A 22,965-nucleotide genomic window follows, 5' to 3' on the forward strand; every position below is an offset into this window, starting at 1 on the left:
TACCAAATGGATCAAAAAACAAATACAGTTGCGTCAATTCTCTTTATGGTGACCGGTATGGCCACTGTTGGAGTGATCGATAACTTCATCACCTATATCGCTGTGGAAGTGAGCCTGTGGCAATTTCACTTTCTGCGCAGCATGATCGCTGTTCCGGCTATTGTAGGTTTCGGTCTGTTGGCTGGCTGGACATTGCGACCCCTGCGCCTATGGCCGGTCTTGGGGCGCAATATGTTCCTGTCTGGCGCCATGTTCGTCTATTTTGGCTGTTTGGGGTTCTTTCCCATTTCGGCCGTGGCGGCTGGCCTTTTCACCGCACCGGTTTTGGTGATGTTCATCGATGCAGTTTGGTCGCGTCGGCGCATTGGGCCAATTCGCCTCGCGACGGCCTGTCTAGGGTTTCTGGGCACGCTTTTGGTGCTCAAGCCCGATGTTGGCGGATTAGGCTGGGCCAATCTGATCCCGGTTTCGGCTGGGCTTATGTATGCTTTTGGCAATGTGGCGACGCGCAAATGGTGTGAAGGCGAAAGCGCTGTGGCCTTGCTTTGGTCCTATATGTTTTTGATGCTGATCTTTGGAGCTTTGGGGGTGATTTACCTTCATGTCTTCCCCGGAGATCCCAGCAGCTATCTCACAAGGGGTTGGGTTTGGCCATCCGCAAGCGTTTGGATGTGGATCGCTATTCAGGCGGTGTTTTCCTTAATTGGTATCGGGTTCATCATGAAAGCCTATCTCATCGGCGAGGTGACCTATGTCTCAATCTTTGAATATTCCATGTTGATTTTCGCCAGCGCCACCGCTTGGATGTTGTTCGGTGATCGCCTTGGAGCCTTGGGGTTTGTCGGCATCGGTGTCATCATTGTTACCGGAATTGTCATTGCTGTTCGTTCGAATGCGGCGGACAATTAGGGCATCTGTGGCCCGCAGCTGAGAGGATTCAAGCGGCGAAGTGGCTGTAAAAGCCCTTGCCTTCTTCTGCCAATGTGCGGAGCAATTCGGGCGCGGCAAATCGGGCACCATAGCGTGATTGCAGCTCATCGCAGCGCGCCACGCCATAGGCGGCACCCAGCATGTCGAGCCAAGACAGCGGCCCGCCGGACCAAGGGGCAAAACCCCAGCCCAAAATCGCGCCGACATCGCCCTCGCGCACATCCATCAACACGCCCTCTTGCAATGCGCGCACCGCCTCAAGGCTTTGGGCAAACATGAGCCTGTGCTGCACATCTAATAGCTCCAGATTGCCGCCCTCTTTGCCGAAATGATCGCGCAGGCCCTGCCAGAGGCCCTGCCGCTTGCCTTTGGCATCATACTCATAAAATCCGGCCGAAGACTTGCGCCCAAGGCGGCCCTGCTCAAACAGCCAAAACAAGACCTCATCGGCCTGTGCATTGTCGTAATCTGCGCCCATGGCGGCTTTGGTGGCCTTGGCGATCTTGACCCCGAGATCGATAGAGGTCTCATCATTCAATTGCAGCGGGCCAAGGGGCATTCCCATCAGCTTGGCGGCATTCTCGATCAGGGCAGGCTCAACCCCTTCTTGCACCATGCGCAGCCCTTCGTTGATATAGGGGATGATGCAGCGGTTGGCGTAAAAGAACCGAGCGTCATTCACCACAATCGGCGTTTTGCGAATTTGCCGCGCAAAGTCCAAGGCTTTTGCCACCGCTCGGTTGCCGGTTTCTGCGCCTTTGATAATTTCCACCAACGCCATTTTCTCAACAGGGCTGAAAAAGTGGATGCCAATAAATTGGTCGGGCCGCGTGCTGGCTTTTGCGAGCTCTGTTATGGGCAAAGTTGAGGTATTGCTGGCAAAAATACAGTCGGGGCCGATGACCGCTTCGACCTTTTGGGTCACCTCTGCCTTGATGTTCGGATCTTCAAACACGGCTTCGACGATCAAATCACAGTCTGTCAGAGCGTGATGGTTGGGGGTCGCGGTAATGTGTGACAGCAGGGCCGCTTTGTGTTCCGGCGTTGATTTGCGCCGCGCGATCCCCTTGTCGCAATAGTCGGCGACATAGGCTTTGCCCTTATCGGCGGCCTCTTGGGTTTGATCAATGAGCACCACCTCAATACCAGCCTGTGCCGAGACAAGTGCAATGCCCGCGCCCATCATTCCCGCGCCAAGAATGCCCAATTTGCGTACGGATTGATCTGGCACCTCTTTGGGCCGCACCGCGCCTTTGTCCAGAGCGCCTTTGTTGAGAAACAAGCTGCGGATCATATTGGAAGAGGAGGGGTTCATTATAACCGATGTGAAATGCCGGGTCTCGATTTTTAGGGCCGTGTCAAAGGGCACTAAGGCGCCTTCATAGACCGCACTTAACAGCGCCTTCGCGGCTGGGTAAACACCCATGGTTTGACCATTGACCATGGCAGACGCACCGACAAAGGTCATAAAGCCGGCCGGGTGATAGGGCGCGCCGCCGGGCATTTTATAGCCTTTTGCGTCCCATGGCTTGACCAAATCAGTGTCTTTTGCCGCCAAGATCCATGCTTTTGCATCTTCGAGCGGGGTGGTGCTGACCGCATCAATGATCCCGGCCGCTTGGGCCTGCGATGGTGAGCAAAGCTTGCCCTGCAACAGATAGGGGCTTGCCGCCATCGCCCCCATTTTGCGCACCAAGCGTGTTGTGCCGCCTGCGCCGGGGAAAATACCCACCTTGATTTCTGGCAGGCCAATTTTCGCCTTTGGGTTGTCGGCGCAAATGATGTGGTGGCAGGCCAGTGGGATCTCAAGCCCAATTCCAAGTGCTGTGCCGGGCAGCACGGCGACGATGGGCTTGCCGCCCTTTTTGGTTTTGAAATCCATGCCTGCCAGTTCAATTTTACGCAGGATTTGGTGAATTTCCATAACCATCTCGAAACAGCCCTGCGCGGGATTTTCTTGGTGCATGTCCTTTGTCTCAGCGATCACCGCCAAATCCATGCCAGCGGCAAAATCCGACTTAGCGGAGGTGATGATCACCCCTTTGACCATGGGATCAGTGAGGCACCCATCGATCAGAGCATTGAGATCGGCAAAACCCTGCTTGCTCATGACATTCATTGGCCGGGCCTGGCAGTCCCAGGTGATGGTGGCCAGACCATCGGCATCAAGGGATTGGGTGAAATCGGACATATATCCTGCCTCTAGGTTAGGTATTCCCGGGTCGTCCAATCGCGATGACCCAGAGCGTTCATTATTGAGCTGATCCGCCAAGTCTTCCCATCATGGATTAACATAGCAGAGGAGGTATAGGGTCCCACAACACGCCGATCTTCGGCAAACATTTGCGTTTGATAGGTGCCGATCAACGTGTCCTCTTCGCTGGCTTCAATCACCATGACCTTTCGGATGATCTGCGAAATTTTCAGCGTATCGAGCGCCTGGCAATAGAGATCCCAATCTTTTCGGAGGCTTTCAATTGAATCGTTGTACAGCTGGCCGTTGAGCGTAATTGAGGTGAAGGGCAAGGCGATATGATCAACCCATGTCTGAAAATCGCGATCGACCCAACAGGCGGAAATTCGATCTAAAAAAGCTTGAAATTCGACTTCATCCACGGGAATGCTCCATTTCTAGTCTCAAATGCGTTCAATAATCGTCGCGGCGCCCATGCCAGAGGCGACGCAGAGTGTGGCCAGGCCAGTGCCCTTGCCGCTGCGCTCTAATTCATCGAGCAACATGCCAATAATAATGGCACCTGTGGCGCCAAGCGGGTGGCCCATGGCAATCGCGCCACCGTTTACATTGACACGGCTCTCGTCAACATTGAAGGCCTGCATAAAGCGCAGCACCACTGCGGCGAAGGCCTCATTGACTTCAAACAGATCAATATCTGAAATGGACATCCCGCTTTGTGCCAAAATCTTTTCGGTAACGGGAACCGGTCCGGTCAGCATGATCGTAGGATCGGATCCAACTTTAGCTGTGGCGCGAATAACCGCGCGGGGTTTGAGACCATGGGCCGCGCCAAAAGCTTTTGAGCCAATCAAGATGCCAGCCGCCCCATCGACGATGCCAGACGAGTTGCCGGCGTGATGGATATGGTTGATCCGTTCCAGATGCGGATACTTCATCAGGGCGACCTTATCAAAGCCAGGCATGGTTTCGCCCATATCTTTGAAGGCAGGTTTCAAAGCCCCCAGTGATTGCATATCCGTGCCGGGGCGGGGGTATTCGTCATGGGTCAAAATGGGGAGGCCGTTGAGATCCTTGACCTCAACCAATGTGTTGTCAAAGCGCCCCTCTGCTATGGCCCGCGCGGCGCGTTTCTGGCTTTCAACGGCCAAACGATCAGCCTGCGCGCGGGTGAAGCCATATTCCGTGGCGATGATATCTGCGGAAATGCCCTGCGGCACAAAGTAATGCGCCATGGCGATCGCGGGATCTACCGCAACGGCGGCCCCGTCGCTGCCCATCGGCACACGGCTCATCATCTCGACCCCGCCTGCGATATAGGCGCTGCCTGCACCGCCTTGGATTTGATTGGCCGCAAGGTTGACGGCCTCCATGCCGCTGGCACAAAAGCGATTGATTGACAGTCCGGGGATGCGCTCATCCAGATCCGAGGCCAGCACCGCCGTGCGGGCCAAACACCCGCCTTGTTCCATCACCTGCGTGGCATTGCCCCAAATGACATCCTCGATCACTGGCCCGTTCAGATGATTGCGCTGTTGCAACGCGTTGAGCAGATCGGCAGAGAGCCGGGCGGCTGTGACCTCATGCAGGCTGCCATCGGCGCGCCCCTTGCCCCGGGGGGTGCGTATGCAATCGTAGATATAAGCCTCAGTCATAGATCGTTCCTTTATGCCCGGTCAGAGGGATTGCCTGGCATCAAATCATAGGGGTGTTTCCAACCGGGCGTCTCTTCGATCCGGCCGAGCCAAGCGTCAATATTGGGCCAATCAGAACGGATGAAACCATAGGGCTCCGGATAGAATAGATAGCCACAATTGGCGATATCGGCGATGGTGAGGCTTTGGCCGACGATCCAATCGCGCCCTAAGAGATGGCTGTCCAATGTATTATAGGCACCAAGCAAGCGGCCCTGCATAAACTTGATTGCCTCTTGCGGGCGTTTTTCTTCGGCTAAGAAATTCATCAAAAAACGGGTAACGCCGGCCTGTGAGGACATCTTATGGTTGTCAAAAAGCACCCAGCGCAGCACTTCGTATTTATCCTCAGGCGCTCCACCCAGCTTGCCGGTTTGGTCGACCACCCACTGTTGAATTGCGCCTGATTGCGACAGGGTAAAATCACCCTGTTCCAGCACCGGCGCTTCGGCCATTACATTAAGGCTCCGATAGGCGCCCGTTCGCGCGCCGCCGCTGAAGAAATCTACAAAGACCGGTTCCCAGTCGAGGCCGGCGAGCTCAAGCGTGAGTGCTGCTTTGTAGGAATTTCCGCTCTCGCCAAAGCAATGTAATTTGAGCGTCATTTAAACCTCTGATTGTATCTTGTTTTTTTGCTCAAATGGAGTGTCAGCCAGAAAAGGCCTCCGCGTCAAGTGCCATTACCGTATCTCCGCCCGAGGTTATCCGCGCAAGGTGGAGCGCCGTGGCCGGCAAGTGTCGGGCCATATAATACTGACCCGTTGTCAATTTTGCTGCATAAAAAGCCCGATCTTTCGTGCCTGTTTCCAGTGCCGTAGAGGCTGCCTTTGCCATTTCCCCCCACATCAAGCCAAGGCAGACATGGCCGAGCAGATGTAGAAAATCACTGGATCCGGCCAAGGCATGATGGGGGGTTTTGATCCCGTGTTGCATGAAATACATCACCGCAGCCTGCAAATCTTTGGAGGCGGCTTTTATGCCGGCGACGAAGGGGGCCATTGCTGCGTCATTGGCATTCTCATCACAAAAGCGCGCGAGATGCTCCATAAAGCCTATGATGTATTTTCCACCCTCTTGCCCCAGCTTGCGGCCCACCAGATCCAGCGCTTGCACCCCATTGGCGCCCTCGTAGATCATTGCGATACGCGCATCTCGGGTGAATTGCGACATGCCCCACTCTTCGATGTAACCATGGCCGCCGAAGACCTGTTGCGCCTGCACGGTCATCGCATAGCCTTGATCGGTCAAAAACCCTTTGATCACAGGGGTCAAAAGCGAAATGAGCCCGTCGGCGGCAGCGTCTTGCAAACGATGTGCCTGATCAATCAGACTGGCGGCCCAAAGCGCAAGCGCCCGCGCCCCTTCGATAAAACTTTTTTGATCCATAAGGCTGCGGCGGATGTCGGGATGCACAATCAGCGGATCGGCGGGTCCATCTGGGTTTTTGATGCCGGTGACGTCGCGGCCTTGCAGGCGTTCCTTGGCGTAGATGACCGCATTTTGATAGGCGGCGCTGGCCTGTGCCAATCCTTGCATGCCGACACCCAAGCGCGCCTCATTCATCATGGTGAACATCGCGCGCATGCCCTTGTGCATCTCTCCAAGCAAATAGCCGGTGGCGCCGTCGTAATTCATGACGCAGGTTGCATTGCCATGAATCCCCATTTTCCGCTCAATCGCCCCGCAGGTCACTCCGTTGCGTTGGCCAAGGCGGCCTTCGGGGGTGACAATAAATTTCGGCACAATGAACAATGAAACGCCCTTTATGCCCTCCGGTCCACCCGGAATTTTGGCGAGAACGAGATGAATGATATTCTCGGCCAGATCATGCTCTCCGGCTGAAATGAAAATTTTCTGGCCGGTCACCGCATAGCTGCCATTCGCGTTCGCGATAGCCTTTGTGCGCATCAGGCCCAAATCCGTGCCGCAATGCGGCTCGGTCAAATTCATCGTGCCGGTCCAATCGCAGGCAATCATCTTTGGCAGGAAAAGATCTTTTTGTGCCTCTGTCCCATGGGCTAAAATTGTTGAGGCGGCGCCGTGGGTGAGGCCATGATACATGGAAAACGCTTGATTGGCGGCCATAAAATGCTCTGTGACTGCGGATCCGATCACGGAGGGCATGGATTGCCCGCCATATTGTTCCGGCATATCAATCCCAGCCCAGCCGCCAGATTTGAGCTCTTCAAAGGCTTGCTTGAACCCAGCGGGCGTGCGCACCTTGCCTGCGTCCCATGTGCAGCCGTCACGATCACCAACCGCATTCAAGGGCGCCATGACGGCACTGGCCAGCTTGCCAGATTCGTCTAATATTGCCTTGGTGAATGCTGGATCAAGATCGCTGTAGCCTGGAATATTGGACTGAGAGAGCCGCAGCACCTCGTGCAAGATGAATTGCTGATCCTTGATGGGGGCGCTGTAGCTTGGCATGGGGGATCCTTTGGCTGGAAACTTAATCTGTGGCGCGCGTTTTTTGGTGCAGCAATTGGCGGCCCCAGTCTAATTGGGCTTTCAATTCGTCAATTGCCTCATTGAGCTCATCGCGCTGGCGCTCCATATCCTCCAAGCGCGCGCAAGCAATGCGATAAGTCTCTTGGAATTGCGTGACTTGCCCGTCTCCAATGTCATACATATCCAGGAGCTGGCGGATTTCCTCGAGGCTAAAGCCAAAGCGTTTTCCGCGCAGGATCAGCTTAAGCCGGGCGCTGTCGCGGCGGGTGAAAAGGCGCCGGGTGCCCTCTCGCTTGGGAAACAGCAATTCTTTGGATTCGTAAAATCGTAAGGTGCGTGGCGTGACGCCGAAGGTCGCGCACATTTGCTGTATCGTTTGTGTCTCTTCCATCTCTTCACCACCGAGGTTTCATCATAGGGCTGCTAGCAATGCCTTACGTTGACGTTAATCAAGAGATAGGTAAAGCAAATTGGCATAATATACAAATTTTTGGCGGCATTTTGCCTATTTATTGTAAATTTTGAGCCTAGGACAGCTCTGCTGAAATCGTGTCAATCATCGTCGAGAGATCTGTAATTGCGCCTTTGATGTCCTCTTGCTGCTGTTTCAACAGAGCTAATTTTTCTTGCGCGATTGGAATCCAGGCCTGCATCTGCGCCGTGCTGCCTTCTTTGTCGTAGATCTGCAACCATTGGCGCAGTTCTTCCAGACTAAAACCAAATCGGCGGCCGCGCATAATCAAAGTCATGCGCGCCACTTCGCGCGGGCTGTAAAAGCGGGCGCGACCAACCCTTTGGGGCTGCAAAAGCTCAATGTATTCATAATAGCGCAGAGTGCGCGGGGTCACATCGAAATGCGCGCACATGTCTTTGAATGTTAGGTTTTCTTGTGTCATGTTTCCCCCACTCGCATAGTATTGCACTGAAATGGACGGTCAAGAGATCAGTTCATGAAGCCAGGTGCGAGGATGTAAAACCCATAAGCCACCACAAGAGCCGGGATGGCCGAATAGCCTGTGGCAATTAGAGCTGCACGTGGATTGAGCGCAATGGCTGGGAAGAGCGCATCACCGTCATTAGAGATCGCATTGCCGATCAACGCCGCGAAGGGCAAGACGCCATTAAGGTAGAGCGTGGCGACCAAAACCTGCGGTCCGCATCCTGGAACAAACCCAACCAAGACCGCAATCAGCGGCAACAGCACCCCGATGGTTCCAAAGGCGGCCCGCAGGTCAAACCCGCCAAAGGTTTCGGCGTAACTATAGCTGAGATAGGCGATGATCACCCAGATGGAGATAAAGGAGGTCTCCTCTGCGACGCGGGTCAATGGGTGATCGGCAATATTTGTCATGGCTTTGAGCGGAGAGGTTGCCCAGATGAAAAGCCCGAGAAAACTGCCAGCAAGAGCGACGGAGAAAATCAAACCAGTGCCATAAAGTGCAAAAATGTCTGCTCCCGCCACTTGGGTGACGCCAAAGATTAATCCGGGCAGAGCCAGGCCGACATATGCGTAGTCTTGCCAGCGTGTGCGCCCAATGACCGGCGCAATTTCGCAATGTCCAGAGGTGTTCGGTGTGAGATCAAACCGATTGAAGCGATCGACAAGCCATCCTGACAGAATGCCGACGACAAAGGACAGGGGCAAAACAACCAGCGCCGCATCTGGACGGGTTGCGATCAACAGAAAGGCGGCATCCCCCATGGTTGCGGTCAGCGTTGCGACCACGGCGCCAAAGCTGACATTGCCCGAAGAATAAGCCGCCACCACAACCACAGCGCCGCCGCAGCCGGGCGTGGTGCCCAGAAGTGCCGCCATAGGCACTTGAAACCCTTTGGATTTTTTCAGCGCTGACCCGATATCAAATCGAAACGCCCGTTCCGCACCGTAAAACAACAGCAAGGTTGCGGCGACAAATGCTGAGACCTGCACATAGGCATCCACCATCAAGCCACGGGTGAGATGCCCGACGGGTCCTGGAGCGAGCGCGAGAGCCAAAAATACACATAAGACCAGCAGTCTTCGGCTTCGAAATGGGCCGAGCATATCTGACGCGATGAATGTCTGCGCATTGGAGTCTGTGGTCATGACAGCTTTCGTATTTCAATTGAGAATAATTCGCAAGTGCAAATAAAGCGCTTGGCAATCACCGGCGCAGGCACAATAACCGCTGTATGACACAAGACCAGATGACAGCCGCGCGTCAGTTCATTGATGCAATCCCGCATTCTCGCCGATTGGGCATGCAGCTCGAAGAGCTGGGTGATGGTCGTGCGATTATTTCCATGCCCTATGATTCCGCCCTGATTGGCGACCCGGTGACAAAGGTGATTCACGGCGGCGCAGTGTCTGCTTTGATGGATACGGCGGGTGGGGCCGCGGTGGTGGCACATCCTCTTGCGGGGCTGGGCACGGCAACTTTGGATTTGCGCATTGATTATATGCGGCCTGCAACGCCAGGCCAGACCATCACGGCCACTGCGGAGTGCTATCATGTCACCCGAACGGTGGCCTTTGTGCGTGCCACGGCCTGCGATGAAGACACAGGCCGCCCCGTCGCTACGGCGACGGGTGCTTTTACTGTTGCGAAGGCCAGCGCATGAGCCGGCCAGAACCTGTCACCCAAGTCAAACGTCGTCGCGATCTCGCCTTGTCCGTAATCGTCAGCCAAGTGCCCTATATCGAGTTTCTGGGCGTGCGCTTTGACCGGCATGGCGATGAGTTGACGGCAACCATGGGGTTCCATGACAATCTGATTGGCAACCCGATGCTGCCCGCGCTCCATGGGGGCGCAACCGCGGCCTTTTTGGAGATCACCGCGATCATCGGCTTGGCCTGGAGCACGCTTTGGGATGATATCGAAGCGGAGAGATTGGATGTCGAGGCGGTCCAAAACGGCGCCTTGGTCCTGCCAAAAACCATTGATTTTACCGTTGACTACCTACGCACCGGCCTGCCGCGTGATGCCTATGCAAGGGCACGGGTCAACCGTTCGGGCCGGCGCTATGCTTCGGTGCATGTCGAGGCTTGGCAAGACAATCGAGATCGCCTCTTCGCGCAAGCATCTGGACATTTCTTGATGCCGCAGAGCAATGGCTGACCCGACATATGGCATAACGCATCGGCGTGTTTTGTCGATTGCCCTGCCGATCGTGATTTCCAATGCGACCGTGCCGATCTTAGGTGCGGTAGATACCGGCGTGATTGGCCAATTGGGCGGAGCGGCGCCCATCGGTGCGGTTGGCATTGGCGCCATCATTTTGGGCGCGCTCTATTGGATCTTTGGTTTTTTGCGCATGGGCACCGTGGGTCTGACCAGCCAAGCATTGGGCGGCGGGGACGCGCAAGAGGTCCGCGCGCTGTTCTTTCGCAGCGCAGGTATTGGCGTACTCGCCGGACTAGGTTTTATCGCGTTTCAGATCCCCATTTTTGCTGCTGCCTTTTGGATTGCCCCAGCCTCTGAGGAAGTTGAGGGTTTGGCGCGGGCCTATATGTCTATTCGTGTTTGGTCGGCACCGGCGGCGATTGCAATTTATGGCCTCAGCGGGTGGCTGATTGCACAAGAGCGCACCCGCGCTGTGCTGATGATTCAGCTTTTCATGAATGTGACAAATATCATTTTGGATTTCTGGTTCGTACTCGGATTGGGCTTTGGGGTCGAAGGGGTGGCCGTGGCGACTTTGATTGCCGAATGGGGCGGGCTGGTATTGGGCCTCTACCTCTGCCGACAGGTCTTTCGCGGTTTGGCGCTGTTTTTGTGGCAGCAGATCGTTAACCGGCGGCGTGTGATCTATATGATGCAGGTGAATGGCGATATTCTAATCCGCTCAGTGCTCCTGCAAGCGGGCTTCGTTAGCTTTTTATTCTTTGGGGCCGAACTCGGGGATGCGACCTTGGCGGCCAATCAAGTCTTGCTGCAATTTGTTTATCTGGCCTCCTATGCCATGGATGGCTTTGTCTTTGCGGCAGAGTCTTTGGTGGGCCAAGCTATGGGTGCCAAGGCTGTAGCGCAATTGCGACGGGGCGCATCGGTGACGGCGGTTTGGGCCTTTGGCTCGGCCATTGTCATGGCCGCTGGATTTTGGATCGTCGGGCCCTTTGTGATTGATGTGATGGCCAAAGATCCCGCTGTGCAGCAGGCGGCACGTTTGTATCTGCCGCATATGGCGCTCGCGCCCCTTTTGGGCGCTTTGGCCTGGATGCTTGATGGGGTTTTTATCGGCGCCACCCGCACAAAGGACATGCGCAACATGATGATCCTGTCGTTTTTAGGTTACTGCGGTCTTGTGCTCTTGCTCTTGCCGAGTTTCGGCAACCATGGGCTTTGGATGGCGATGAATGGGTTTTTCATTCTGCGCGGTGTCAGTTTGGCGCTTCGCTATCCCGCGCTGGAACGGGTTGCCGCCGCGCCTTAATCATCAGCCGGCTTTTGGCTTTAGAGCCAGTCTTGCGTGGTGGTGCCAATGGCTTGATCGAGCCGCTCATGGCCGTCCTGGGCCAAAAGCTGATCCAGGCCATTTGCAATGCGCGGCACCAAGGATAGACCCTGGTAGACCATGGCCGAATAGATTTGCACGGCGCAGGCCCCGGCCGTGATTTTCGCATAGGCGTCCTGTGCAGATCCAATACCACCCACGCCCACCAGATCGATCTCGCCCTGTGTGGCCTGGCGCATTTTGGCCAGAATGCGAGTGGATTTTTCAAACAAAGGTCGCCCCGACAGGCCGCCTGTTTCTTTGCGCTGCGCAGAGGCAAGCCCGTCCCGGTCCAGCGTGGTATTGGTGCAGATAATCGCCGCAAGCCCGGCTGCGCGCGCCAGATCGGCGATGTCCTGGATTTCTGCATCCGTCAGATCAGGTGCGATTTTCAGGAAGATAGGCAGGGGGTTGGTCAGATTTGCATTGGCTGCGTTCACTCGGCCCAACAGATCTTCTAGGGCCGCTTTTCCCTGAAGATCGCGGAGCTTTTCGGTATTGGGTGAAGAGATGTTCACCGTTGCGAAATCAATATGGGCTGCGGCCTGTGTGAGTACCTGGCCAAAATCATCGGCTCGGTCTGCGCTGTCTTTGTTGGCACCAAGATTCAAACCGCGTGGTATGGCGGTTGGGTTTTGCGCGAGACGGGCGGCGATTTCGGCGATGCCTTGATTGTTGAAGCCAAAGCGGTTGATGACCGCCTGGTCTTTGGTCAGACGAAACAGCCTGGGCTTGGGATTGCCGGGCTGTGGCCTCGGGGTTGCCGCGCCCACTTCTAAAAACCCAAATCCCGCCTTGGCCATTTGCGCCAGCGCCTCGGCGTTTTTGTCATAGCCCGCGGCCAAACCAACTGGGTTGTGCAGGGCAATGCCGCCCATAGAGGTTTCAAGGCGCGCCCGTTGAACCGGGCCGCCGTGCAGCGGGGCCAGTCCCAGCTTTAGCGCTTGAATTGACAATCCATGTGCACGCTCTGGATCCAACTGATGCAGAAGCTTCAGGCCCAATTTTTCCCGCAGGCTCATGTCAGGCCTTCGGGAAATTTATGGCGTCCATCCACCAGCGGCAGGGGCTGGCACCAAAGAACATTTGTTAATTTGAGTGTGGCATAGAGGTGGGGAAATTCAGCGCCGCCGCGCGAGACTTCCCATTTTATCGCAGGGCCCAGAGCGTCAGTTTCGACCGCTGCCAGAAAGAGATTTTCCGCATTGGCAAAATGTTTGTCGGCTGTGTCTTGGGCCTGCTGGGCTGTGGAGAAATGGATATAGCCGTCTGCGATATCGACGGGAGCCCCAAGGGTCTCGCCCTGTGTCTGCAGGGCCTGCCATTCAACGGCACGGAATATTTTGTAAATCATCATCCCCCACCTGTGCCGTGTCAGGGGAAAATCGTCAACCGTCCTTTCGGGGCAGGGGCTTTTCCAGCAGTTGGAATTGACTCGACTCAGCAGATGTGGGCCGATGGCTCATTGATTAACTCAGGGGGATGACGATGATGAAAACATTGCTGGCCAGCGCAGCTGCTGTGGCCTTAAGTGCCGGGATGGCTGTCGCCGATTATAAAGATAACAATTTTACACACCAATGACTTCCATGCACGTTTTGAGCCGGTGTCAAAATATGACAGCGGCTGCGGTGAGGAAGATAATGCAGAAGGCAAGTGCTTTGGCGGTTCGGCCCGATTGGTCACGGCCATTAACGAAGCGCGCGCCAGATCCGACAACTCGATTTTGGTGGATGGTGGGGACCAATTCCAAGGCACTTTGTTTTATACCTACTATAAGGGGAAACTGGCCGCCGAGATGATGAACAAAATGGGCTATACGGCAATGACCGTTGGCAACCATGAGTTTGACGATGGGCCAGAAGTGCTGCGCGGCTTTGTCGATGCGGTGAATTTCCCGATCCTAATGTCCAATGCCGATATCAGCGGCGAGGCGCTGCTGCGCGATGTGATCCAGAAGTCAGTGGTCATTGAGCAGGCTGGTGAGAAAATTGGTCTGATCGGGCTCACCCCTGAGGATACCGACGAGCTGGCAAGCCCCGGCCCGAATGTGATCTTCTCCGATCCGTCAGAAGCGGTGCAGGGCGAGGTGGATCGTCTGACGGCGATGGGCGTCAATAAGATCATTGTGCTGTCGCATTCCGGCTATCTGGTCGATCAGCGGGTCGCGGCCAATACCACGGGCGTCGATGTGATCGTCGGCGGGCATTCCAACACATTGCTGTCCAACACAAATGACCGTGCTGATGGGGCTTATCCAACAATGGTTGGGGATACGGCGATTGTGCAAGCCTATGCCTACGGCAAGTTTTTAGGTGAATTGAATGTCACCTTTGATGATGCCGGCCGCATCCTTGAGGCCATTGGTGAGCCGCTGATCATGGATGGATCTGTGGATGAAGATGGGGCCACAAAGGACCGCATTGCCGAGGCGGCCGAGCCGTTGGAGGCGATCCGCAATCAAGTCGTGGCGATGTCTGCGGCCGCGATTGAAGGCGACCGCTCAGTCTGCCGCGTGCAAGAATGTGAGATGGGCAACCTGGTGGCGGATGCGATGCTTGCGCGCGTGGCCGATCAGGGCGTGCAAATTGCCATTGCCAATTCAGGCGGTCTGCGCGCCAGCATTGATGCTGGAGAGGTGACCATGGGCGAAGTTCTCACCGTGCTGCCGTTTCAAAACACTTTGGCAACGTTCCAGATTTCTGGGCAGGGGGTGATTGACGCGCTTGAAAATTCTGTCAGCCAAGTCGAGGAGGTCGCGGGCCGTTTTGCGCAGGTGGCCGGTCTGAAATACACTTGGGACCCAAAGGTTGCACCCAATGAGGGGCGCATCGTTGAGGTACTCGTCGCGCAAGATGGCGGCTATGTGCCGATTGATCCTGCGGCGCTCTACTCTGTTGTGACGAATAACTATGTGCGCAATGGCGGAGACGGGTACAAAATGTTTCGGGACGGGTTGAATGCCTATGATTACGGCCCGGGTCTCGAAGTGGTTTTGGCCGAATATATGGCCGAGCAGGGCAGCTATGCGCCCTATCTTGATGGCCGTATTTCGGTGAAATAACAAAATGCGGGGCCACTGGGCCTCGCATGTCCCGCCCTTTGGGCGTTAGACTTGAAAATACTTGTGGCCGGTTATGGCCAGCATGAAATCAAGGCGACGGTTTCTTGCGCAAGATTGGCGAGATCCACAGGCTCCAACTTAACCGTCTCCGTTTCGGTGCTGGCGGCTGCATTGGCCGCGATCAATGTCTCAGAAATCAAGGGCCAATTGGCCATAAACTGCACGTTTGCAGGCAGTTGGCGAGATCCCTGCGGCGGTGGCGGCAACAGTATTCCAATCACAGATCCATAGTGATCATAAATCGGCCCACCGATATCGCCCGGCAGGCTGTCGATCTCCAATCGGGAAACACCGGCACGGCCTGTGAGGTCGGTCAGCGCTTGCAATTGGCCCATGGTGATGGAGGGCGCGCCGAGTTTGCCACCATAGGAATAACCGCCCAGAGCAACATATTGCGGCGCATAGGGGCTCCGGGTCTCAAACTGGCCAATCGAGGGGGCCGCCGCGTCCTGCGCGGGAACCAAGACCGCAAGTTCCGCGTTTTGAGCCGCGATGCTGAGCGGGAGGCCATCTTGCAGTTGTAATTTTCCGCATTCCGAAAAGTCTTGAGCCGCCGTGAGAACATGACCCTCGCGGCTGATGAAGACGCCCGATTGCGAGAAGCTTGGCTGGCGAATGGTCAAGCCTCCCAGAGACTCTTGTGGTGTGAGACCGGCGCTAAGAATGGGCGCCTCGCCCAGCGTGCCGGAAAGAGATGTAAAGCTTGTGAAGATTTCCTCTTCCACCCGCGCGCGGCGGGCCGTGTCCCCGCGCGGCCACACGAAAATCAGGCCTTTGATGTCACCGCCTTGCAATGTGGCAAAGCCGGTGGTGTGGAGCCGGTCGTCATAGGCTTCGATCGTGAAGCTGGATTTCGCCAGATTGCGCGGGCCGGTTTCGGGCAGGATGCTCAAGGTTTGCATCACCTCATAGAGGGCTGCAAGCCGGTCTCTATCGCCGCGTTGACTGATGAGGATCACCTGCGCCAAGCCTGTGTCTTTGGCGGCATAGGTGGCAAAGGGCGGATCGTAGGAGGCCGGGGCCAAAAGGGCGCTGGGCAGGCGCAGCGTGATTCCAGCCTGCGCATCAACCACGTCTTCAAATCCTAAACCGGCCAGTAAAAACTGATAATCTGCGATAAGCTCAGCTCTTTGTGCGGCGGTTAGAACACCGGTTGCGTTATAGCCATTGGCATATTGCCAGCTCTTCATAGCAGCGCGTGTGCCCGAACCATAAAGCCCATCAATGGCACTTTCATAAAACCCTGCCCAAGCGAGTGCCCGTTGCAGGTATTTTTTCTCGGCCTCTGTCATAGCACTTTCTGAGGCTTTGGCTTGCTTCAGCTGCTCGGCCGGGCTGATTGGCTGTTCTGCTGCGGGCTCTTCGGTGGGCGGCGCGGTTTGGGGGGCCGTGTTTGCGGCCCTATCAGTGTCTGCGGCGGGTTGAGCCGCCACAGCCGGCGGATAGAAGCGCGCGCCAAAGGACGCGCCGGTTGTGGTGAAGCTGGTGCGGGGGATCACCCCTTCGGCGCGGAATTTTTGTAAAGCGGCATCGGCCTGTTCTGGATCATATGGGCCGATGGCCACGCCGAACCAGCCTCCATTGATTTCAAATCCGTTTACGTTGTCCAAGTCGCGGGCATAGATCTCAATACTGTCCAAACTGGCCTCGAGATTCAGTCGGGTCTCAATCTGAATCCAAACCTGCCGGGGCAGAGTGGATTGCGCCAAAGCGGCCTGTGCCCAGGTCAACATCAAAGCCATGAGGCTGTAGAGAAGCGATGATCTCATCTTTGAACCTTTTGAAAATTTGCCCTGTTATTTGTGGGATTGGCGCGTAAATCAAGCCGGTGCAGGAAAGTTTTGGCATTTGCGCTGATTTGGCATCGGTGGCTTGATTGACGCTGGCCCGTGCAGCGCCTATTCAGGCGCCAGATCAGCGGCCGAGGAACACATGAGCACTCCAAAATCATTCCAAGAGATAATTTTGCGCCTTCAAACCTATTGGGCCGCGCAGGGCTGCGCCATTTTGCAACCCTATGACATGGAGGTGGGCGCTGGGACGTTTCACCCGGCCACCACGCTGCGGGCTTTGGGCTCCAAGCCATGGGCGGCTGCCTATGTGCAGCCATCGCGCCGTCCGACTGATGGGCGTTATGGGGAAAATCCAAACCGCTTGCAGCATTATTACCAATATCAAGTGCTCATCAAACCCAGCCCGCCGAATTTGCAAGAGCTCTATTTGGGCAGTCTCAAAGCCATTGGCATCGATATGGCCCTGCATGACATCCGCTTTGTAGAGGATGATTGGGAAAGCCCGACCTTGGGGGCTTGGGGCTTGGGCTGGGAAGTGTGGTGTGACGGTATGGAAGTGTCGCAGTTCACTTATTTCCAGCAGGTCGGAGGTCATGATTGTCACCCGATTTCTGGGGAGCTGACCTATGGTCTGGAGCGTTTGGCAATGTATGTGTTGGGTGTGGATCATGTGATGGACATGCCCTTTAATGACCCTTCCGCCCCTATCGCTTTGACCTATGGCGACATTTTCCGCCAAACCGAGGAAGAATACGCCCGTTGGAACTTTGATGTGGCCAATACCGAGGTCTTGCTGCGCCAGTTTGAAGAGGCTGAGGCAGAATGCGAGACTATTTTGGCGCAAGAGGCGATTGACCCCAAAACCGGCAAGCGGATTATCATGGCCCATCCGGCCTATGATCAATGTATCAAAGCCAGCCATATGTTTAACCTTCTGGATGCGCGCGGCGTCATCTCCGTCACCGAACGACAGGCCTATATCGGCCGGGTTCGGAGTTTGGCGACCAAATGCGCCAATGCCTTCGTGCAGACTTCAGCAGCGGGAGCGGCCTGATGGCTGTCAGTGGAAAAGTGATCAGCGGCGGAATTTTAGGAATAACAGCAGCCTTCGGGATTGGCGTCTATTATGCGCAGGTCTATGGCTATTATGAAACCTTCACCGAGGGCGAGGTGGCCTTGACCTCAATCGTCAGTGGCGCGCCAACACGCATTCCGGTGACGGAGTTTGAGGGCATTGACGCAGACAGCAGCCCAATCCGCTATCGCGCCTGTTTTAAAACACCTTTGAGCACGGCCATGCTAACCGAAACATTCACCACGCTGGAGCGTTCGGAGCCGCGCAACGCGCCGGAGTGGTTTGGATGTTTCGACGCGGCCCAAATCGCCGCTGACATCGACGCCGGCATTGCGACCGCCTATTTGGGGGCCGCGAATTTCGAGTTTGGGATCGACCGGATTGTGGCAATTTACGATGACGGGCGCGGCTTTGTTTGGCATCAAATCAACGAGTGTGGCGACAAACTGTATGACGGCTCACAGGCCTCTGACGATTGTCCGGAAAGGGATCAATAATGGCGGATCTTCTCATTGAACTCTTTTCGGAAGAAATACCCGCAGGTTTGCAAGCCCCTGCGGCTCAGAACCTCAAGAAACTGTTGACCAATGGGATGGTTGAGGCGGGCTTGACCTATGCCAATGCGTCAGCCTTTCACACAGCGCGACGCCTCACTTTGGTTGTGGAAGGTTTGCTCGACGCCAGCCCCACGGTGCAAGAAGAGCGTAAGGGTCCGAAAGTCGGCGCGCCAGAGCAGGCGATCAATGGATTTTTGCGCGGTGCGGGCTTGTCTATGGATGACCTGGAAGTGCGCGATGACAAAAAAGGTCAGGTCTATTTTGCCAAGATCACCAAGCCCGGGCGCCCCGCGGCTGAGATTGTGGCAGAGGTGTTAGAAGCGACTATTCGCAATTTCCCTTGGCCAAAATCGATGCGCTGGGGGTCTGGGAGTCTGCGCTGGGTGCGGCCTTTGCAATCGATCCTTTGTGTCTTGTCCAATGAGGCCGAAGTCTCGGTTGTCCCTCTCGACGTGGACGGCATTAAAGCTGGCAACCAGACCCGCGGTCACCGTTTCATGGCGCCAGATGCCTTTGCGGTGAGTGGTTTTGAGGATTACGAAACCAAGCTGAAGCGCGCCAAAGTGATCCTGCGGGCCGATGAGCGGCAAGCTGCGATTTGGCAGGAAGCCCAGACCCAAGCTTTTGCGCTCGGCCAGAGCGTGGTGGAAGACACCGGCTTGTTGGCTGAGGTGGCAGGACTCGTGGAATGGCCCGTTGTTCTGATGGGTCAAATTGATGAGGAATTTTTGGATCTGCCCCCGGAGGTTTTGAAAACCTCCATGAAGGAACATCAAAAATTCTTCTCGGTCTCCAACCCGAAAACAGGCCGCATTGAGCGCTTTGTCACCGTGGCCAATATCGAGGCGGCCGATCAGGGCGCCACGATATTGAAGGGTAATCAAAAGGTGCTGGCTGCGCGTCTTGCCGATGCGAAATTCTTTTGGGAGAACGATCTGCGCGAAGCAAAAGCGGGCATGGGAAACTGGCAGGCGGCTTTGGAAAACGTCACCTTTCACAACAAGCTGGGCAGTCAGGCCGCGCGAATCAAGCGTATTGCAGCATTGGCCCGTGACTTGGCGCCAGTGGTGGGCGCTGATCCGGATATGGCAGAGCAGGCCGCTTTGGTGGCGAAGGCGGATCTGAGCTCACAAATGGTCTATGAATTTCCTGAATTGCAGGGGCTCATGGGGCGCTATTATGCCGAAAAAGCGGGCATGTCGGCTGACATTGCGGCGGCCTGTGAAGCGCATTACTCGCCACTTGGGCCTTCTGACGATGTGCCGACTGCGCCCGTTTCTGTTGCTGTGGCGCTGGCCGACAAGCTTGACATGTTGACCGGGTTTTGGGCGATTGATGAAAAGCCGACTGGCTCGAAAGACCCGTTTGCTCTGCGCCGCGCAGCCTTGGGGGTGATCCGCTTGATTTTGGACAATCACCTCACTTTGCCTTTAGCGGATCGCCTGGCCGCTGCCGACGCGGGTGCTGGAGCCGCGGATTTGCTCGGATTTTTCCAAGATCGCCTCAAAACCTACCTGCGTGACCGGGGCATTCGCCATGATGTGATTGATGCCTGCATCGCCATGCCGCAAAGTGACGATCTGGCACTTTTGGTCAAGCGGGCAGAGGCCCTGCAAGGGGCGCTGGGCACAGATGATGGCGAAAATTTGATCCAAGGTTTCAAACGTGCCAATAATATCTTGAGCCAAGCCGAAGAGAAGGATGGGGTTGAATATAGCTTTGGCGCCGATGTGAAATATGCGGAAAACGAGGCGGAGAAGGTGCTTTTCGCGGCGTTGGATTCGGCGGATAAGACGATTCAACCCGCCATGGCAACACAGGATTTTGCCGCCGCTATGGCAGCTATGGCCACATTGCGTGGTCCGATCGATGCGTTTTTCGAAGCGGTAAAGATCAATGCGGATAGTACATTGGTCCGTCGCAATCGGCTGAACCTTTTGAGCCGGATTCGCACAACCTGCCTGTCGGTTGCTGATTTGACCAAAGTCGAAGGCTGACAAGTGCCTCTTGCACTACGCAGTCAAGGGCCTATGCTGCAGCAGAACATGAGGATGCCGCAGTGCAGAACGATCAAACTTTCGCCCCTGTTGTATTGGTTACCAATACAGCCCCAATGACCGCCGCCGCCTATGGCGGGCGGGCCAAATGCGCGCAGCGCCTGATCCGGCTGGATATGCCGGTTCCAACAACGGTCGCCCTTTCCTTTAAGGCGGTGCATGATTTGGCACAGGGCCATGCTTTGGATCTTGGCTTGGTCCTGCCACATTTCGGCGCGGCGCCCTTGCTCTCCGTGCGGCCGTCTTCTGGAAGCCCTGATTGGGGTGGGCCGGGCGCGATTTTGAATATTGGCATGAATGATCGGAAATTCTCAGAGCTCTGCGAAAGCCACGGTGAAACGGCGGCGGCCACCCTCTATCTGCGGTTTATCAACGCCTATGCGACCCATGTGGCGCGGCTGGATCCAGACGCTTTCGATGATCCTGAAACGCCGACCGCGGGCGATGTGATGAAGGCTTTGACCACCTATTGCGACGAGGCCGATGAGCCCTTCCCGCAGGAGGTGGATGTGCAATTGGCCCATGTGTTGCGCTCTATGGCTCGGGCTTGGGAAGGCACCAGTGCCCGGCTTTTGCGCCAGGCGAAGGGTGCCCCCGCGGATGCGGGGCTTGGGCTTGTCGTTCAGGCGATGGCCATTGGGGTTGGCCGCGGCGAATGTGGCTCGGGTGTGATACAATTTGCCTCGTCCGACACGGGCCTGCCCGAGATTCACGGGCGCTACCTGCGACAATCTCAGGGGCGGGAGGCTTTGGATCGTCAGGTTGGATCTTTATATCTGACCAAGGATCCGCGTGGCCCGTCCTTTGAAGAAACCTGCCCCGAGGCTTTTAAACAGCTTTTGGACTATTCAGTTTTGGCCCGGCAGCGCCTGCGTGAAGAGATGCAAATTGAATTCACGCTCGAAAGTGGCAAGCTGGCGATTTTGGATGCGGTGCGTATCGTGCGATCTTCAAGCGCAGCGGTGCATATTGCCGTGGACCTGGCCCGCGACGGGATCATCCCGCGCGAAGATGCCCTTATGCGGGTTGACCCAAAGGCTTTGTCTGAACTGTTGCACCGGCAAGTGGCGCCCAATGCACCGCGCAGCGTATTGGCCAAGGGGATTGCCGCAAGCCCCGGGGCGGCGACCGGAAAGATCGTCTTTACAGCCTCCGACGCGCAAGCCAGTGCCGCGCGCGGCGAGGCGGCTGTTTTGGTGCGTCGTGAAACCGGTCCAGAAGATATTCGCGGCATGCACTCTGTGGTTGCGGTTCTCACCGAACGGGGCGGGGTCACAAGCCATGCCGCAGTGATCGGGCGTGGTCTTGGCTTACCCTGCGTGGTTGGCGCCTCGGACATGCGCATCGACGGGCAAAAGAAGACGGTCATTGGTCGCAACCAACAGATTTTGCGCGAAGGGGATGTCATCACTGTGGACGGCACCCATGGTGAGGTATTGGTGGGGCATGTGGAGACGGTGGAAGCCGGTCTCAACACCGCTGTCACAACCTTACTGGGCTGGGCAGATGAGTTGCGCGATATTGGGATCAGAGCCAATGCGGATACGCCGCGTGATGCGCAAACGGCCAAAAATTTTATGGCGGACGGCATTGGCCTGTGCCGCAGTGAGCATATGTTCTTTGAAGCGGACCGCTTAACTGTGATGCGGGAGATGATTTTTGCGGAAAACGAAGCGGACCGCGCCGCTTCTTTGGAACGACTCTTGCCCATGCAACGGGCCGATTTCACCGAATTGTTCCAAATAATGGAGGGGCGCCCGGTTTGCATTCGGTTGCTTGACCCGCCTTTGCACGAGTTTTTGCCTGCCGATCGTAGCGGGTTGCGCGATTTGGCCGAAGCTCTCAGCCTGCCACTGTCGCGGGTGACCGAAAGGGTGGAGCAATTGTCGGAATATAACCCGATGCTCGGTCTGCGCGGGGTGCGGCTTGGGATCACGGTTCCCGAAATCTACGAGATGCAGGCGCGGGCGATATTTGAAGCGGCGATCGACAGTGGCGTTGATGCCTCACCAGAGATTATGATTCCATTGGTCTCGGCCTGTCGTGAGGTTGAATTGGTCAAAGCGCGCATTGATGCCGCCGCCGCCGCGGTGCGGGTCGAACGTGGACAAAGCTTTAGCTATTCTCTTGGGGTCATGGTCGAAACCCCGCGTGCGGCTTTGCGAGCCGGTGAAATTGCCGCCTATTCGCAGTTTTTGAGCTTTGGCACCAATGATTTGACACAGATGACCTATGGGTTGTCGCGCGATGATGCGGGGCGGTTTATGTCCTCTTATGTTCAGCAGGGGGTCTATGAAGAAGATCCGTTTCACCGCTTGGACAAAGAAGGTGTCGGCGAGTTGCTGACGCTTGGAGCCGAGCGTGGCCGAGCTGCGCGGCCTGAAGTGGTCCTGTCCATCTGTGGGGAGCATGGGGGCGATCCGGAGGCGATTGCCTTTATCCGGCAATGTGGGTTCACCTATGTGTCTTGCTCGCCGTTTCGTGTGCCCGTTGCCCGTCTGGCCGCTGCGCAATGTGCTATTGCAGATAAGATAAAGAACTGATTCAAAATCATTTATTAAATCGCTTTGCGCAAATTATGCGGTCGCTGGACGAAGCCCTCATATTTGAGTAAAGC

Annotated in this window: 19 protein-coding genes and 1 pseudogene; 9 read left to right on the forward strand and 11 right to left on the reverse strand. The window is 56.0% G+C overall.

Annotated features, from left to right (window positions below):
* The first annotated feature begins 6 nt into the window (after nt 1–6).
* Nucleotides 7–909, forward strand: a complete 903-nt coding sequence (locus tag RCA23_RS01095) for a DMT family transporter (RefSeq protein WP_044048675.1) — start codon at nt 7–9, stop codon at nt 907–909.
* A 28-nt stretch (nt 910–937) separates the two neighbouring features.
* On the opposite strand, the gene RCA23_RS01100 is transcribed toward RCA23_RS01095, so the two are convergent.
* The 8 genes from RCA23_RS01100 to RCA23_RS01135 all read right to left on the reverse strand — a co-directional run bounded on the left by RCA23_RS01100 (nt 938) and on the right by RCA23_RS01135 (nt 9,355).
* A complete protein-coding gene (locus tag RCA23_RS01100; protein ID WP_044048676.1) occupies nt 938–3,121 on the reverse strand; it encodes a 3-hydroxyacyl-CoA dehydrogenase NAD-binding domain-containing protein in 2,184 nt (727 codons plus the stop codon).
* A gap of 11 nt (nt 3,122–3,132) precedes the next feature.
* The gene (locus RCA23_RS01105; RefSeq protein WP_044048677.1) at nt 3,133–3,546 is read right to left on the reverse strand and encodes a hypothetical protein; all 414 of its coding nucleotides are present in this window, start codon (nt 3,544–3,546) and stop codon (nt 3,133–3,135) included.
* A 21-nt stretch (nt 3,547–3,567) separates the two neighbouring features.
* Nucleotides 3,568–4,779 carry an acetyl-CoA C-acetyltransferase gene (locus RCA23_RS01110; protein ID WP_044048678.1) on the reverse strand — a complete coding sequence of 404 codons (1,212 nt, stop codon included), beginning with the start codon at nt 4,777–4,779 and terminating at the stop codon, nt 3,568–3,570.
* Between the two features lie 11 nt (nt 4,780–4,790).
* Nucleotides 4,791–5,423, reverse strand: a complete 633-nt coding sequence (locus RCA23_RS01115) for a glutathione S-transferase family protein (RefSeq protein ID WP_044048679.1) — start codon at nt 5,421–5,423, stop codon at nt 4,791–4,793.
* A 43-nt stretch (nt 5,424–5,466) separates the two neighbouring features.
* Complete coding sequence (locus RCA23_RS01120; protein ID WP_044048680.1) at nt 5,467–7,248, reverse strand: acyl-CoA dehydrogenase C-terminal domain-containing protein; 1,782 nt, start codon at nt 7,246–7,248, stop codon at nt 5,467–5,469.
* A gap of 22 nt (nt 7,249–7,270) precedes the next feature.
* On the reverse strand, nt 7,271–7,660 hold the full coding sequence (locus tag RCA23_RS01125) for a MerR family transcriptional regulator (protein WP_044048681.1): 390 nt from the start codon (nt 7,658–7,660) through the stop codon (nt 7,271–7,273).
* Nucleotides 7,661–7,796: 136 nt separating this feature from the next.
* On the reverse strand, nt 7,797–8,165 hold the full coding sequence (locus RCA23_RS01130; RefSeq protein ID WP_044048682.1) for a MerR family transcriptional regulator: 369 nt from the start codon (nt 8,163–8,165) through the stop codon (nt 7,797–7,799).
* 47 nt (nt 8,166–8,212) lie between these two features.
* Complete coding sequence (locus RCA23_RS01135) at nt 8,213–9,355, reverse strand: putative manganese transporter (protein ID WP_044048683.1); 1,143 nt, start codon at nt 9,353–9,355, stop codon at nt 8,213–8,215.
* A gap of 86 nt (nt 9,356–9,441) precedes the next feature.
* Between RCA23_RS01135 and RCA23_RS01140 the strand changes: the two genes are divergently transcribed.
* Genes RCA23_RS01140 through RCA23_RS01150 form a run of 3 tightly spaced genes read left to right on the forward strand, consistent with a single transcriptional unit; the run spans nt 9,442 to nt 11,682 of the window.
* Nucleotides 9,442–9,870 carry a PaaI family thioesterase gene (locus tag RCA23_RS01140; RefSeq protein WP_044048684.1) on the forward strand — a complete coding sequence of 143 codons (429 nt, stop codon included), beginning with the start codon at nt 9,442–9,444 and terminating at the stop codon, nt 9,868–9,870.
* Complete coding sequence (locus tag RCA23_RS01145; RefSeq protein ID WP_044048685.1) at nt 9,867–10,367, forward strand: PaaI family thioesterase; 501 nt, start codon at nt 9,867–9,869, stop codon at nt 10,365–10,367. The genes RCA23_RS01140 and RCA23_RS01145 overlap by 4 nt, the downstream gene beginning before the upstream one ends.
* The gene (locus RCA23_RS01150; protein WP_044048686.1) at nt 10,360–11,682 is read left to right on the forward strand and encodes an MATE family efflux transporter; all 1,323 of its coding nucleotides are present in this window, start codon (nt 10,360–10,362) and stop codon (nt 11,680–11,682) included. The genes RCA23_RS01145 and RCA23_RS01150 overlap by 8 nt, the downstream gene beginning before the upstream one ends.
* A 20-nt stretch (nt 11,683–11,702) precedes the next feature.
* Here RCA23_RS01150 and RCA23_RS01155 read toward each other — a convergent pair whose 3' ends face one another.
* Nucleotides 11,703–12,764: a quinone-dependent dihydroorotate dehydrogenase gene (locus RCA23_RS01155; RefSeq protein WP_044048687.1), complete on the reverse strand. Its 1,062-nt coding sequence runs from the start codon at nt 12,762–12,764 to the stop codon at nt 11,703–11,705.
* The gene (locus RCA23_RS01160) at nt 12,761–13,099 is read right to left on the reverse strand and encodes a DUF952 domain-containing protein (RefSeq protein WP_044048688.1); all 339 of its coding nucleotides are present in this window, start codon (nt 13,097–13,099) and stop codon (nt 12,761–12,763) included. The genes RCA23_RS01155 and RCA23_RS01160 overlap by 4 nt, the downstream gene beginning before the upstream one ends.
* Before the next feature lie 131 nt (nt 13,100–13,230).
* Here RCA23_RS01160 and RCA23_RS01165 point away from each other — a divergent pair.
* A pseudogene (locus RCA23_RS01165) lies at nt 13,231–14,806 on the forward strand (bifunctional metallophosphatase/5'-nucleotidase).
* Between the two features lie 71 nt (nt 14,807–14,877).
* Here the strand turns inward: RCA23_RS01165 and RCA23_RS01170 are convergent.
* The gene (locus RCA23_RS01170) at nt 14,878–16,635 is read right to left on the reverse strand and encodes a peptidoglycan-binding protein (protein ID WP_081870856.1); all 1,758 of its coding nucleotides are present in this window, start codon (nt 16,633–16,635) and stop codon (nt 14,878–14,880) included.
* A 163-nt stretch (nt 16,636–16,798) separates the two neighbouring features.
* Between RCA23_RS01170 and RCA23_RS01175 the strand changes: the two genes are divergently transcribed.
* From RCA23_RS01175 to RCA23_RS01190, 4 genes are all read left to right on the forward strand, one after another.
* Nucleotides 16,799–17,713, forward strand: a complete 915-nt coding sequence (locus RCA23_RS01175) for a glycine--tRNA ligase subunit alpha (RefSeq protein WP_044051164.1) — start codon at nt 16,799–16,801, stop codon at nt 17,711–17,713.
* Nucleotides 17,713–18,231 (forward strand): DUF6446 family protein, encoded by a 519-nt coding sequence (locus tag RCA23_RS01180; protein ID WP_044048689.1) that lies wholly within the window; start codon nt 17,713–17,715, stop codon nt 18,229–18,231. The genes RCA23_RS01175 and RCA23_RS01180 overlap by 1 nt, the downstream gene beginning before the upstream one ends.
* Nucleotides 18,231–20,288 carry a glycine--tRNA ligase subunit beta gene (glyS, locus tag RCA23_RS01185; RefSeq protein ID WP_044048690.1) on the forward strand — a complete coding sequence of 686 codons (2,058 nt, stop codon included), beginning with the start codon at nt 18,231–18,233 and terminating at the stop codon, nt 20,286–20,288. Before RCA23_RS01180 ends, glyS begins: the two co-directional genes overlap by 1 nt.
* A gap of 116 nt (nt 20,289–20,404) precedes the next feature.
* Nucleotides 20,405–22,891 (forward strand): putative PEP-binding protein, encoded by a 2,487-nt coding sequence (locus tag RCA23_RS01190; RefSeq protein ID WP_169701440.1) that lies wholly within the window; start codon nt 20,405–20,407, stop codon nt 22,889–22,891.
* Nucleotides 22,892–22,965 lie beyond the last annotated feature (74 nt).

This window comes from Planktomarina temperata RCA23, assembly GCF_000738435.1.
Lineage (GTDB): Bacteria > Pseudomonadota > Alphaproteobacteria > Rhodobacterales > Rhodobacteraceae > Planktomarina > Planktomarina temperata.

What these genes read in the sequence shown, in the direction of transcription:
- RCA23_RS01110 (WP_044048678.1), bottom strand. Translation starts at nt 4,779, where the DNA reads ATGACTGAGGCTTATATCTACGATTGCATACGCACCCCCCGGGGCAAG.
- RCA23_RS01100 (WP_044048676.1), bottom strand. Translation starts at nt 3,121, where the DNA reads ATGTCCGATTTCACCCAATCCCTTGATGCCGATGGTCTGGCCACCATC.
- RCA23_RS01175 (WP_044051164.1), top strand. Translation starts at nt 16,799, where the DNA reads ATGAGCACTCCAAAATCATTCCAAGAGATAATTTTGCGCCTTCAAACC.
- glyS (WP_044048690.1), top strand. Translation starts at nt 18,231, where the DNA reads ATGGCGGATCTTCTCATTGAACTCTTTTCGGAAGAAATACCCGCAGGT.
- RCA23_RS01120 (WP_044048680.1), bottom strand. Translation starts at nt 7,248, where the DNA reads ATGCCAAGCTACAGCGCCCCCATCAAGGATCAGCAATTCATCTTGCAC.
- RCA23_RS01180 (WP_044048689.1), top strand. Translation starts at nt 17,713, where the DNA reads ATGGCTGTCAGTGGAAAAGTGATCAGCGGCGGAATTTTAGGAATAACA.
- RCA23_RS01125 (WP_044048681.1), bottom strand. Translation starts at nt 7,660, where the DNA reads ATGGAAGAGACACAAACGATACAGCAAATGTGCGCGACCTTCGGCGTC.
- RCA23_RS01145 (WP_044048685.1), top strand. Translation starts at nt 9,867, where the DNA reads ATGAGCCGGCCAGAACCTGTCACCCAAGTCAAACGTCGTCGCGATCTC.
- RCA23_RS01115 (WP_044048679.1), bottom strand. Translation starts at nt 5,423, where the DNA reads ATGACGCTCAAATTACATTGCTTTGGCGAGAGCGGAAATTCCTACAAA.
- RCA23_RS01190 (WP_169701440.1), top strand. Translation starts at nt 20,405, where the DNA reads ATGACCGCCGCCGCCTATGGCGGGCGGGCCAAATGCGCGCAGCGCCTG.
- RCA23_RS01170 (WP_081870856.1), bottom strand. Translation starts at nt 16,635, where the DNA reads ATGAGATCATCGCTTCTCTACAGCCTCATGGCTTTGATGTTGACCTGG.
- RCA23_RS01150 (WP_044048686.1), top strand. Translation starts at nt 10,360, where the DNA reads ATGGCTGACCCGACATATGGCATAACGCATCGGCGTGTTTTGTCGATT.
- RCA23_RS01135 (WP_044048683.1), bottom strand. Translation starts at nt 9,355, where the DNA reads ATGACCACAGACTCCAATGCGCAGACATTCATCGCGTCAGATATGCTC.
- RCA23_RS01160 (WP_044048688.1), bottom strand. Translation starts at nt 13,099, where the DNA reads ATGATGATTTACAAAATATTCCGTGCCGTTGAATGGCAGGCCCTGCAG.
- RCA23_RS01130 (WP_044048682.1), bottom strand. Translation starts at nt 8,165, where the DNA reads ATGACACAAGAAAACCTAACATTCAAAGACATGTGCGCGCATTTCGAT.
- RCA23_RS01140 (WP_044048684.1), top strand. Translation starts at nt 9,442, where the DNA reads ATGACACAAGACCAGATGACAGCCGCGCGTCAGTTCATTGATGCAATC.
- RCA23_RS01095 (WP_044048675.1), top strand. Translation starts at nt 7, where the DNA reads ATGGATCAAAAAACAAATACAGTTGCGTCAATTCTCTTTATGGTGACC.
- RCA23_RS01155 (WP_044048687.1), bottom strand. Translation starts at nt 12,764, where the DNA reads ATGAGCCTGCGGGAAAAATTGGGCCTGAAGCTTCTGCATCAGTTGGAT.